General features: G+C 73.2%; 11 protein-coding genes. 2 read left to right on the plus strand and 9 right to left on the minus strand.

Features of this window, described 5'->3' with window-relative positions:
* Positions 1–586 precede the first annotated feature (586 nt).
* Positions 587–1,852 carry a tyrosine--tRNA ligase gene (gene tyrS / locus QSK52_RS07880; protein ID WP_285735131.1) on the minus strand — a complete coding sequence of 422 codons (1,266 nt, stop codon included), beginning with the start codon at positions 1,850–1,852 and terminating at the stop codon, positions 587–589.
* A gap of 221 nt (positions 1,853–2,073) precedes the next feature.
* Between tyrS and QSK52_RS07885 the strand changes: the two genes are divergently transcribed.
* On the plus strand, positions 2,074–2,601 hold the full coding sequence (locus QSK52_RS07885) for an HNH endonuclease (protein WP_285735133.1): 528 nt from the start codon (positions 2,074–2,076) through the stop codon (positions 2,599–2,601).
* An 81-nt stretch (positions 2,602–2,682) separates the two neighbouring features.
* Here QSK52_RS07885 and QSK52_RS07890 read toward each other — a convergent pair whose 3' ends face one another.
* The 6 genes from QSK52_RS07890 to QSK52_RS07915 form a co-directional block, all read right to left on the minus strand.
* Positions 2,683–4,629, minus strand: coding sequence for a PQQ-binding-like beta-propeller repeat protein (locus QSK52_RS07890; RefSeq protein ID WP_285735135.1), 1,947 nt, complete (start codon positions 4,627–4,629; stop codon positions 2,683–2,685).
* A gap of 123 nt (positions 4,630–4,752) precedes the next feature.
* On the minus strand, positions 4,753–5,049 hold the full coding sequence (locus tag QSK52_RS07895; RefSeq protein ID WP_285735137.1) for a 4a-hydroxytetrahydrobiopterin dehydratase: 297 nt from the start codon (positions 5,047–5,049) through the stop codon (positions 4,753–4,755).
* Between the two features lie 66 nt (positions 5,050–5,115).
* On the minus strand, positions 5,116–5,895 hold the full coding sequence (locus QSK52_RS07900) for a sulfite exporter TauE/SafE family protein (RefSeq protein ID WP_285735139.1): 780 nt from the start codon (positions 5,893–5,895) through the stop codon (positions 5,116–5,118).
* Positions 5,896–6,066: 171 nt separating this feature from the next.
* On the minus strand, positions 6,067–7,104 hold the full coding sequence (locus QSK52_RS07905; protein ID WP_285735141.1) for an SPFH domain-containing protein: 1,038 nt from the start codon (positions 7,102–7,104) through the stop codon (positions 6,067–6,069).
* Between the two features lie 10 nt (positions 7,105–7,114).
* On the minus strand, positions 7,115–7,549 hold the full coding sequence (locus tag QSK52_RS07910) for an NfeD family protein (protein ID WP_285735142.1): 435 nt from the start codon (positions 7,547–7,549) through the stop codon (positions 7,115–7,117).
* Between the two features lie 103 nt (positions 7,550–7,652).
* Positions 7,653–8,444 (minus strand): ABC transporter ATP-binding protein, encoded by a 792-nt coding sequence (locus QSK52_RS07915; RefSeq protein ID WP_285735144.1) that lies wholly within the window; start codon positions 8,442–8,444, stop codon positions 7,653–7,655.
* A gap of 132 nt (positions 8,445–8,576) precedes the next feature.
* On the opposite strand from QSK52_RS07915, the gene QSK52_RS07920 reads away from it, so the two are divergent.
* A complete protein-coding gene (locus QSK52_RS07920; RefSeq protein WP_285735146.1) occupies positions 8,577–9,380 on the plus strand; it encodes a hypothetical protein in 804 nt (267 codons plus the stop codon).
* Positions 9,381–9,384: 4 nt separating this feature from the next.
* Here the strand turns inward: QSK52_RS07920 and QSK52_RS07925 are convergent, their stop codons facing one another.
* Positions 9,385–10,032, minus strand: a complete 648-nt coding sequence (locus tag QSK52_RS07925) for a response regulator (RefSeq protein WP_285735148.1) — start codon at positions 10,030–10,032, stop codon at positions 9,385–9,387.
* Entirely contained in the window at positions 10,025–11,164 is a 1,140-nt protein-coding gene (locus QSK52_RS07930) for a GAF domain-containing sensor histidine kinase (RefSeq protein WP_285735150.1), read from the minus strand. Before QSK52_RS07930 ends, QSK52_RS07925 begins: the two co-directional genes overlap by 8 nt.
* Positions 11,165–11,223 lie beyond the last annotated feature (59 nt).

Consider the following 11,223-nt stretch of genomic DNA (forward strand, 5'->3'; position numbering starts at 1 on the left):
CCAGGATCAAACTCTCCGTGAATGCTTGATTCAACAAAGAGCGGCACAGCAGCCACCGGAATAAGGCGGCCCCGTGCACTGCGTCCTCGCTAGTGTTACTTCAAAAGGAATCTCCAACCCCGACAAGATCGCCGAGGCCGGGGATGTCAACATATCTGGCGTTGACTTTTGGCACGCTGTTGAGTTCTCAAGGAACGGACGCTTCCTTCGACCGGCCTTCCGACCGCATCTCCGGGCGCTTCGTTCTTCCGTGTTCCCAGCTTATCAGATGTTTTCCGCTCCGTTTTCCGGAGTTTCATTCGATCCGATTCGCTTTCGCCTTTCGGCGCTCCCGAACTCTACCAGAGTTATCCGGTCCGCTTTTCCATCCGGAATTCGAATGGACGCGCGACGAGACGCTCATCAGGGTTTGGGGGGGTTCCGCCTCCCGGTCCCAGCCGGTTCAGGCGACTCGACCTACGTTAGGACACCGGGACGGGCGAGTCAAACATGGCGGGGCCGGATCTGGCTGGATCCGGCCCCTGTTCACCAGGTCCGCAGGTCAACTGCGGTCTGTTTCAAGCCGCTCGACGGGCAGCGCGGGACGTCACGCCCCGGTGAGTTCGACCGCGGCGAGGTTGCGCTTGCCGCGGCGCAGGACGAGCCAGCGGCCGTGCAGGAGGTCGTCGGGGGTGGCGACGGCTTCCTCTTCGGTGACCTTGGCGTTGTTGAGGTAGGCGCCGCCCTCCTTGATGGTGCGGCGGGCGGCGGAGCGGCTGGGGGCCAGGCCGGATTCGACCAACAGGTCCACGAGCTGGCCGAGTTCGGTGACCGTGGCCTTCGGGACCTCGGCGAGGGCCGCGGCGAGGGTGGCGGGTTCGAGGTCGGCGAGGTCGCCCTGGCCGAAGAGTGCCTTGGAGGCGGCGACGGCGCGCTCGTACTGCTCGGCGCCGTGGACGAGGGTGGTGAGTTCCTCGGCGAGGGCGCGCTGGGCGAGGCGGGCGGCGGGACGTTCGGCGGTGTCGCGTTCGAGCTGTTCGATCTCCTCGCGGCTGCGGAAGGAGAAGATGCGCAGGAACTTGGCGACGTCGCGGTCGTCGGCGTTCAGCCAGAACTGGTAGAAGGCGTAGGGGGTGGTGAGTTCGGGGTCGAGCCAGACGGTGCCGGACTCGGTCTTGCCGAACTTGGTGCCGTCGGCCTTGGTGATCAGCGGGGTGGCGATGGCGTGCACGGAGCGGCCCTCGGCCTTGCGGATCAGGTCGGTGCCCGCGGTGAGGTTGCCCCACTGGTCGCTGCCGCCGGTCTGCAGGGTGCAGCCGTAGCGGCGGTTCAGCTCCAGGAAGTCCATGCCCTGGAGGATCTGGTAGCTGAACTCGGTGTAGCTGATGCCCGCGTCGGAGTTGAGGCGGCGGGCCACCGCTTCCTTGGCGATCATGTTGTTGACGCGGAAGTACTTGCCGACGTCGCGCAGCAGGGTGATGGCCGACATGCCGGACGTCCAGTCCAGGTTGTTGACCATGCGGGCGGCGTACTCGCCCTCGAAGTCGAGGAAGCGGGCGACCTGGCCGCGCAGGCGCTCGACCCAGCCGGCCACCGTCTCGGGGTCGTTGAGGACGCGCTCGGCGGTGGGCTTGGGGTCGCCGATCAGGCCGGTCGCGCCGCCGACCAGGCCGAGCGGGAGGTTCCCGGCCTGCTGGATGCGGCGCATGGTGAGGATCTGCACCAGGTTGCCGAGGTGCAGGCTGGGTGCGGTCGGGTCGAAGCCGCAATAGAACGTGACCGGGCCGTCCGCGAACGCCTTGCGCAGTGCGTCCTCGTCAGTGGACAGGGCGATCAGCCCGCGCCACTGCAGCTCGTCGACGATGTCGGTCACGGTCCCGCGTCTCCTTCGGTCGGGGGTCCGGCGCGGTGGGCCCGGGGGACGGGCGGTGCGCCTGGACGGTTCCAGCGGGGTAGAGCCTACGCGCTCGGGGTGCGGGGGTTCCGGCGCAGGTCGGTGGGCGGGGGCGGAAATTCCGTTGTTCGGGGGGATGCGGACGTTCACAGTGGGTGCCACCGCCGTGCGGCGGGGGCGTGCACTGGAGGTGGCCCGTTATGCGCAACACCCTTGTCCTGAACGCGAGCTACGAACCGTTGAGCACGGTGCCGCTGCGCCGTGCCGTGGTGCTTGTCCTGCAGGACAAGGCGGTGGTGGAGCAGGCGCACCCGCTGCGGGTGGTGCGCGGGTCGGGGGTGCAGCTCCCGGTGCCGCGGGTGATCAGGCTGACCAGGTACGTGCGGGTGCCGTTCCGACAACGGGCTCCGTGGTCGCGGCGGGGGGTGCTGGCGCGGGACCAGTTCCTGTGCGCGTACTGCGGGCGGCGGGGGACCACGGTGGACCACCTGGCGCCGAAGTCGCGCGGTGGGGCGGACAGTTGGCTGAACACCGTGGCGGCCTGCGCGGAGTGCAACCAGCACAAGGCGGACCGGACGCCGGAGCAGGCCGGGATGCGGCTGCTGCGGCGGCCGTTCGAGCCGACGCCGGAGGCGACGTTGATGCTCGCGCTCGGGCTGCGGGCGGGTGAGCTGGGCGAGCTGGCGGCCTGGCTGCCGGAGTCCCGGAACGCCGCGGCGAGCGCGTGAGAGGCCGACGGGCCCGACCTGATCAGGGGACAGGTCGGGCCCGTCGTCGTGCACACGGGACCCCGGCGGCGGGGCGGCGGGTCAGCCCTTGCTGGTGAAGGCGGTGGCGATGCCGTAGTTGGAGGCGTGCTCGGGGACGGCCAGCAGGTGCCCGGCCGAGGCGTGCACCCGGCCGGCCGAGAGCAGCGAGCCGGTGCCCTGCGGGAAGGCGCCGCCCTGGGTCTCCTGGCCGCCGGAGAGCGCGAAGCGGCTGAGGTGGGCGGGCTGGCCGGCCCGCTCGTCCACGGCGACCACCAGGCCGTCGGCGTCCACCCCGACCGGGCGGGCCTTGCCCTTCTCCGCGATGGGGGTGCGCCACTGCTGCTTGCCGGTGGCGAGGTCGTACGCGGCGATCGAGGTGGGGTTGCCGCCGCTCTCGGGGGCGACGGCGGCGAACATGGTGGTGCCCCGGAAGTACGTGCCGGGGACGGTGGCGAAGCTGCCGCTGTCGACGTCCAGTCGGCCGCCGCCCTCGACCGCGAGCGGGATCTCCGCCGCCGGGTCGCCCTCCGCGCCCCAGGCGAACACCCGGGAGTCGGCGGGGTTCTGGGTGGTGGTGAGGACCACGGCGGGCTCCGCGGAGAGCACGGTGACCATGGTGGGCTGGTTGTTCAGGCCCCGCCAGTACTTGACCTTGCCGTCGGAGGCGTTGAGCGCGACGGCCTGGTCGGCGGGCGTGGAGTCGGCGCAGTGGCTGTGCAGCAGCACCACGGAGGTGCCCGCGTTGCCGGACAGGCGGCAGTACTTGCCCTGCCCGGAGTACTGCCACGCTTCGGCGCCGTCGGCCGCGCCCCAGGCGTACGCCTTGTCCTCGCCGACCGCGAGCACCTTGTCGTCGGTGACGGCGACGTGGGTGGCGTAGCTGTCCTTGGTGTCGGAGAGCGCCTTCGTCCAGACGGCCTGGCCGGACTTGGTGTCCACGGCGGCGACGGTGCTGCACGGGCTCTTCGGGTCGGCGGCGGGGCGGTAGACGACCGCGCCGAGGCCGGCGGCGTTGACGGCCGGGGAGAGGCCGCAGGGGACGGCGCCGTCGGCGGGGGCCTTCAGCGTCCAGGTGGGCTTGCCGTCGGCGAGGGCGTAGGCGTGCACGCCGGTGCCGTCGGCGCGGACCACGGCGTCGGCCAGCAGCCAGCTGCCGACCAGGGTGTCGTCGGCACCCTGGGCCCCCGTGGTGCCCGGGTCCGCGGCGGCGGCCCAGGCCTTGGTGTGGGCGACGGAGATGTTCTGCGAGCCACCGGTGGCGGCCTTCCCGGCGGGGGCGTCCCCGTCCTCGTCGGAGACCGCGAGCACGCCCGCGGTGATCAGCACGGCGAGCGCGGCGGCGCCCGCACCGACCCGGATCGCCAGAGCGCGGCGGGTGGGCGCGCCCTCGCCGGACAGCACCGCGGCGCGGGCCTTGGCGGCGAGCCCGCGCGGCGCGGGCCGCTCCCGGCCGGGGGCGGCGCCACCGGCGGTGGCGGAGGCGGCGGGGACGCCCGGGCCGCCGGGGGCGAACGGGTCCTCGGCGCTGGTCTGCGGGTAGTCGGTGGCGGTGACCGGGCCGGAGCCGGTGCCGGGCGCGGGGGCGTCCTCGGCGGGCGGCTGCCCGTACGGCTGCTGGGGCGGCCGGGGCTGCTGCGGCAGGTCGAACGGGCTCGGGGCGGGCTCGGCGGGCGGGTGGGGCTGCTGCGCGAACTGCTGCGGGTAGCCGGTCTGCTGCGGGTAGCCGTAGGACTGCGCCTGCTGCGGGTCCTGCTGCGGGGCGGCGTACACCGACTGGTCGGCGTACGCCTGCTGGTCGCCGTACGCCTGCTGCTGGGGGAAGGGCTGCTGGCCGTACTGCCCGTACGCCTGCTGCTCCGGGTAGCCGTAGGGCTGGGCCTGCTGCTCGGGGTAGCCGTAGGGCTGCTGCTGGTCCCCGTACGCCTGCTGCTCCGGGTAGCCCTGCGGCTGGGGGTACCAGGGCTGCTGCTGGGGGTACCCGGGGGTCGTGGGAGGTTCCTGAGCCATGCGTTCCGTCCGTCCCGACTGCGGTCTGGCAAGGGGCCAGCATCTCACGGCGCGGAGGGCGCTCCTGCCGGGTGCCCGGGGGGAGTTCGGGGCGGGACGGGGGGCGGGCGGGGGTCGGCCGGGTCAGGCGGCGGCGTCGAGGGCGCGGTCGATCAGGTGGGCCAGCGTGATGTCGAGGCTGGTCAGGCCGTGGGCGCTGTGGGTGGTGAGGAGGAAGGTGAGGGTGCGCCAGCGGATGTCGATGTCGGGGTGGTGGTCGAGCGCCTCGGCCTGTTCGGCGACGGCGTCGACGACCTTGATCGCGGTGGGGAAGCTCGCGGTCTCGGCGGTGCGGGTGATCGCCTCGCCGGTGCGGGTCCACTGCGGGAGGTCGGCGAGGGCGTTGGCGATCTGCTCCTCGTTGAGGCGGGTGCGGCTCATGGTGGCTCCGTCCGGGTTCCGGGTTCGGGTCTCACGGCCGAGCCTACGTCGCCGGGGTGCCCGGGCTCAGAGGAACAGCAGCTTGGTGACGGCGACCAGACCGACCGCGACGATCAGGGCGCGCAGCGCGACCGGCGGGAGGCGGCGGCCGAGCCTGGCGCCGAGCGCGCCGCCGAGGGTGGCGCCGACGGCGACCAGCAGGGCGGCGGTCCAGTCGATGGTGGAGGCGAACAGGAAGAAGACCGCGGCGACCCCGTTGACGATCATGGCCAGGACGTTCTTGATCCCGTTGATCGTCTGCAGGTCGTCGGGGAGCAGCATGCCCATCAGGGCGATCAGCAGGACGCCCTGGGCGGCGCCGAAGTAGCCGCCGTAGACGCCGGTGAGTCCGATGCAGGCGAGCAGCAGCCAGCCGCCGTCGGTGGCGAGGGCGGCGGTTCCGGCGGCGGTGGCGGCGGCGCGGCGGGCGGCCATCGCGCGGGCGACCCGGGGCTGCAGGACGACCAGGACGAGGGCGGTGAGGATCAGGACGGGGACGACGGCCTCGAAGGCGCTGCCGGGGAGGGTGATCAGCAGGGCGGCGCCGGTGAGTCCGCCGAGCAGCGAGGCGGTGCCGTAGCGGACCAGGCGGTGGCGCTGTCCGGCGAGTTCGGCGCGGTAGCCGATGGCTCCGGCCAGCGAGCCGGGGACGAGGCCGAGGGCGTTGGAGACGTTGGCGGTGACGGGCGGCAGGCCGACGGCGAGCAGCACCGGGAAGGTGATCAGGGTGCCGGAGCCGACGATGGTGTTGATGCCCCCGGCCGCGACGCCGGCCAGCAGGACGGCGGTCATCTCCCAGACTGTCATCGGCTTCCCCCTCGTTGGCTGCTGTCATGCGCCGGACGATCATGCCGGAGGGGAGGGCGGCTTGGCGAGGGGCGGTCCGGCATCCGGAACGGGCCGGGACGGGGCGGCGGGGACGCGCGCGGGCCCCGGCCGACGCGGGGTCGGCCGGGGCCCGGACGGGGGCGGGAGCGGCTACTCGTCGATCTTGGGGTACTGACGGGTGGGCTCGACCCGGGGGCGGGCGGTCTTGTTCTCGGTGTCGACCGGGCGCGGGCCGGTGGCCGGGTCGACCGGGACGCGGGCCGCGGGCGGGGTGACGGCGGAGGCCGCGGGGGCCGCGCCGCTGCCGTTGCCGCCGCCGGTGACGCCCTGGAAGGCGCCGCCGAGGCCCTTGAGCGCGTCGCCGACCTCGCTGGGGATGATCCACAGCTTGTTGGCGTCGCCCTTGGCGAGCTCGGGCAGGGTCTGCAGGTACTGGTAGGCAAGCAGCTTCTGGTCGGCGTCGCCCTCGTGGATGGCCTCGAAGACGGTGCGGATCGCGGCGGCCTCGCCGTCGGCCTTGAGGACGGCGGCCTGCGCCTCGCCCTCGGCCTGCAGGACGGCGGCCTGCTTCTCGCCCTCGGCGCGCAGGATCTGGGCCTGCCGGGCGCCCTCGGCGGTGAGGATCGCGGCGCGCTTGTCGCGGTCGGCGCGCATCTGCTTCTCCATCGAGTCCTGGATGGAGGTCGGCGGCTCGATCGCCTTCAGCTCGACCCGGTTGACCCGGATGCCCCAGCGGCCGGTGGCCTCGTCCAGGACGCCGCGCAGGCCCGCGTTGATGACCTCGCGGGAGGTCAGGGTGGACTCGAGGTCCATCGAGCCGATGATGTTGCGCAGGGTGGTGACGGTGAGCTGCTCGATGGCCTGGATGTAGCTGGCCACCTCGTAGGTCGCGGCGCGCGGGTCGGTCACCTGGTAGTAGATGACGGTGTCGATGTTGACGACCAGGTTGTCCGAGGTGATGACGGGCTGCGGCGGGAACGGAACGACCTGCTCGCGCAGGTCGATCCGGTTGCGGATGGTGTCGATGAACGGCACCACGATGTTCAGGCCGGCGCTCAGGGTGCGGGTGTAGCGGCCGAAGCGCTCCACGATCGCCGCGCTGGCCTGCGGGATCACCTGGATCGTCTTGATCAGTGCGATGAAGGCCACCACGACCAGGACGATCAAGACGATGAGGACGGGTTCCAACGCTTCTCCCCTAGACGACCAGGGCGGTCGCGCCCTGGATTTCGACGACGTCGACCTGCTGCCCCGGCTCGAACACCGAGCCCGGGTGGAGCGCGCGGGCCGACCAGATCTCGCCGTTCAGCTTGATCCGTCCGCCCTCTCCCCCGTCGACTGTTTCCTGTACCACTGCGGTGGCGCCGGTCAGCGCCTCCACGCCCGTGCGGTAGCCCGGGCCCTTCCTGAGCTGGCGGTACGCGATCGGGCGGACGAACACCAGCAGCGCGGCCGACACCCCGACGAACACCAGGAACTGCGGGACCACTCCGCCGCCCAGACCGGCCGTCAGCGAGGCCGCCCCGGCGCCGATCGCGAACATGGCGAACTCGGGCATCGCGGTGACCACCAGCGGTATGCCCAGGGCCACGGCGAGCAGCAGCCACCAGATCCAGCTGTCCACGGGCTCCATCCTAGGGAAGTCGGTTCTCTCCCCGCGTAGCTTCCCGCAGGTGGGACGGCGGAAACCGGCCGTGTGTGCGACCGGTTCCCGTCGTTCCCCGCAGCGGTGCGATTCAGCCGAGCGGGAGGCCCTGCGCGGTCCAGCGGTCGCCGCGCTGCTCCAGGGTCAGCGGCAGGCCGAAGCAGTGCGAGAGGTTGCGGGCGGTGAGGGTGGTCCCGATCGGACCGGCCGCCATCACCTTGCCCTGACGGATCATCAGCACGTGGGTCATGCCGGGGACGATCTCCTCCACGTGGTGGGTGACCATCACCATGGACGGCGCGTACTCGTCCCCGGCGAGCGCGGCGAGGCGGCGGATCAGGTCCTCGCGGCCGCCGAGGTCGAGGCCCGCGGCGGGCTCGTCGAGCAGCAGCAGCTCGGGGTCGGTCATCAGGGCGCGGGCGATCAGGGTGCGCTTGCGCTCGCCCTCGGAGAGGGTGCCGAACTTGCGGGTGGTGAAGCCCGCCATGCCGAGGCGGTCGAGCAGGGCGAGGGCGCGGGCCTCGTCCGGCTCCTCGTAGGTCTCCTTGCCGTGCACGGTCTGCCCGTACGCGGCGGTGAGGACGGTCTCCAGCACGGTCTGGCCGGTCGGCAGCTTCTCGTACATGGCGGCGCTGGCCAGGCCGATCCGGGCGCGCTGCTCGAAGACGTCGACCTGGTCGAGCTTCTCGCCGAGCACCACGGCGTCGCCGGAGCTCGGGAACAGGTAGGCGCCGGCGATCTGGAGCAGCGTGGTCTTGCCCGCGCCGTTCGGGCCCAGCACCACCCAGCGCTCGCCCTCCCTGACCGACCAGGACACGTGATCGACGAGTGCGCGCCCCTCCCGGACCACGGAAACGTCCACCAGCTCCAGCACGTCGCTCATGCCTACGCCTTCCCCAAATGCAAGAATCCGGCCGTCCGTGGACCTGGGCGTTCGGTCCTCGGGGTGCGGTCCACCATGTGTCAGGGCAAACCTACGCCACCCGCCCGGCGCGCTTGTCCGTAGGCTGGTCCGATGCTCGTCACTCCCGCCGACAATCCGTACCAAGAGCCCCGTTCGGGGCGGCTCACCGCCTGGGGCAACGCGCTGCTGGGCGGCGCCGCCTCCCCCGACGACGCGGCCGCCGCCGTCCAGGGCGAGGACGACGCCCACCGGGTGACCGGCCTGCCCGGCGAGGCGCCCGACTCGCTGCACGGGCTGACCTGGGCGCTGGGGCGGCTGCGCTCGCTCGGCGCGAAGGGCCTGCGGCTGGCCCTCCCGGTCGCCGGGCACCCGCTCGGGCTGACCGGGCCGCCCGCCTTCAACGCGCTGGCGCTGGGCACGGGCGAGGCCGTCCTGGCGGTCGGCGTCCCGTACGGGCTGGTGCCGGAGGTCGAGGTGTACGGGCCGGCCGGCGACCAGGGCGTGCGGGTGCTGTGGCAGTGCCTGCCGGTCAACGACGCGCCGCCCGCCGACGTGCCCTCGCTGGACGAGGCCGAGCGCGAACTCGCCGACGGGCTGCGGCAGGCCACCGCGGCGCTGGTCCGCCTGGACGTGGCGGGGGCCGGGCCCCGGACGCTGCGCGCCCTGGAGTCCTTCCGCCGGCAGGGCCACCGCGAGCTGCTCGCGCCGGGCTACCCGCCGCGCGCGGTGCGGGTGCTGGAGTCGGCCCGGCAGGTCTCGGCGCTGCTGCACATCGCCGCGGGCGGGCACGGGACGGCGGTCTCCGCCTCCGAGATGGCCGCCCGGCGGGAGACCCTGGCCCCGCTGGACCGCACCGCCCGGCGGGCGCAGGTGGCGGCGTACAACGCGGCGGTGGACGAGCGGCGGCGGGACTGACCGGTCACTGATGCTGGTTGCGGACGGCCCACAGGGCGGCCTGGGTGCGGTCGGCGACGTCGAGCTTCATCAGGATGTTCGAAACGTGAGTTTTGACCGTTTTCTCTGAAAGGTGCAGCGCGCGGGCGATCTCCCGGTTGGAGCGGCCGTCGGCGATGTGCGAGAGCACCTCGCGCTCGCGGTCGGTGAGGGTGCCGCCGCGGCCCTGCGGCGGGGCCGGGACGTCCTCGGCGAGCAGGGCGGCGGCCAGTTCGGGCTGCAGCAGGACGTGCCCGGCGTGCACCGAGCGGATCGCCCCGGCCAGCGCCTCCGGGTCGACGTCCTTGTAGACGTAGCCCGCGGCGCCCGCCCGCAGCGCGGGGACCATGGTGCGGTGCTCGGTGAAGCTGGTGACGATCAGCACCCGGGCCGCGCTGCCGCGTTCGCGCAGCAGGCGCAGCGCCTCGATGCCGTCGACCTTGGGCATCTTGAGGTCCATCAGGACCACGTCGGGGGCGAGCCGTTCGGTCTGCTCGACGGCCTGTTCGCCGTCGGCGGCCTCGCCGACCACCTCGATGTCGTCCTGCACCTCCAGGAAGGTGCGCAGGCCGCGCCGGACCACCTGGTGGTCGTCCACCAGCAGCACGCGGATCGGCGGCGTCGTGTCAGGCACCGGGGACCTCCAGTTCGACCAGGGTGCCCCGGCCCGGGGCGGACTCCAGGGACAGCCGGCCGCCGACCGCGGCGGCCCGGTCGCGCATCGACACCAGGCCGAGGTGCCGACCGGCGCGGCGCACCGACTCCGGGTCGAAGCCGCGGCCGTCGTCGCGGACGGTCAGCCGGACGCCGCGGCCCGCGGTGCCGGTCAGGGTGACCGTGACGGTGTCGGCGCGGGCGTGCCGCAGCGCGTTGTGCAGCGCCTCCTGGGCGACCCGCAGCACGGCCGCCTCCTGGGCGGCGGGCAGGGCGCGGACGCCGGTCGCGCTGAAGGCGACCTTGGCGCTGTGCGCCCGGTCCAGCACCTGGGCCTGCGAGGCCAGGGTGGCCACCAGGCCGTCCTCCTCCAGCGCGGCGGGCCGCAACTCGACGACCACGGCCCGCAGTTCGTCCGCGGCCTCGGCCGCCAGCCGGGCCACCTCGGCCAGGTTCTCGCGGGCCCGGACCGGGTCCCGGTCGACCTGCTTGGCGGCGGCGCGGGCGGTCAGCCGCAGCGAGAACAGCTTCTGCGAGACGGCGTCGTGCAGGTCGTGGGCGATCCGGGCGCGCTCGCCGGACAGGGTCAGTTCGCGGCTGCGCTCGTAGAGCCGGGCGTTGCCGAGGGCGAGCGCGGCGTGCGCGACCAGGATGCGCAGCAGTTCCTCGTCCTGGTCGGTGAAGCCGCCGGGCTTGTTGGCCAGGAACAGGGCTCCGGCGATCTCGTCCTCGTCCATGATCGGCATGCCGAGGAAGTCGGTCATGTCCGGGTGGGCGTCCGGCCAGCCGCCGAACGCGGGAGCGGTGCGGACGTCCTTCAGCCGGGTCGGTTCGCGGTCGTGCAGCATCGAGGCCAGCACCCCGTGCTGGCGCGGCAGCGGGCCGATCGCCCGCCACTGCTCGTCGCTCACCCCGTCCACCACGAACTGGGCGAACCCGCCGTGGTCGTCCGGCAGCCCGAGCGCGGCGTACTCGGCGCCCAGCAGGGTGCGGGCGGAGGCGGTGATCCGCCGCAGCACCTCCCGGACCTCCAGCGGCCGGGACATCGCCAGCACCGCCGCGCTGACCGCCTCGATCGCCTGCAACGACGGGTCGCACCGGGGACTGTCCATGCGCCCACGCTACCGCCGTGATCACGGCCGCCACCTCGGGCGCAGGGCCTAGGTCGGAG

Origin of the sequence: Kitasatospora phosalacinea (assembly GCF_030268885.1) — a bacterium.
In the GTDB taxonomy this organism is placed as follows: domain Bacteria; phylum Actinomycetota; class Actinomycetes; order Streptomycetales; family Streptomycetaceae; genus Kitasatospora; species Kitasatospora phosalacinea_C.

What these genes read in the sequence shown, in the direction of transcription:
- QSK52_RS07885 (WP_285735133.1), top strand. Translation starts at nt 2,074, where the DNA reads ATGCGCAACACCCTTGTCCTGAACGCGAGCTACGAACCGTTGAGCACG.
- QSK52_RS07890 (WP_285735135.1), bottom strand. Translation starts at nt 4,629, where the DNA reads ATGGCTCAGGAACCTCCCACGACCCCCGGGTACCCCCAGCAGCAGCCC.
- QSK52_RS07920 (WP_285735146.1), top strand. Translation starts at nt 8,577, where the DNA reads ATGCTCGTCACTCCCGCCGACAATCCGTACCAAGAGCCCCGTTCGGGG.
- QSK52_RS07910 (WP_285735142.1), bottom strand. Translation starts at nt 7,549, where the DNA reads ATGGAGCCCGTGGACAGCTGGATCTGGTGGCTGCTGCTCGCCGTGGCC.
- QSK52_RS07915 (WP_285735144.1), bottom strand. Translation starts at nt 8,444, where the DNA reads ATGAGCGACGTGCTGGAGCTGGTGGACGTTTCCGTGGTCCGGGAGGGG.
- QSK52_RS07900 (WP_285735139.1), bottom strand. Translation starts at nt 5,895, where the DNA reads ATGACAGTCTGGGAGATGACCGCCGTCCTGCTGGCCGGCGTCGCGGCC.
- QSK52_RS07930 (WP_285735150.1), bottom strand. Translation starts at nt 11,164, where the DNA reads ATGGACAGTCCCCGGTGCGACCCGTCGTTGCAGGCGATCGAGGCGGTC.
- QSK52_RS07895 (WP_285735137.1), bottom strand. Translation starts at nt 5,049, where the DNA reads ATGAGCCGCACCCGCCTCAACGAGGAGCAGATCGCCAACGCCCTCGCC.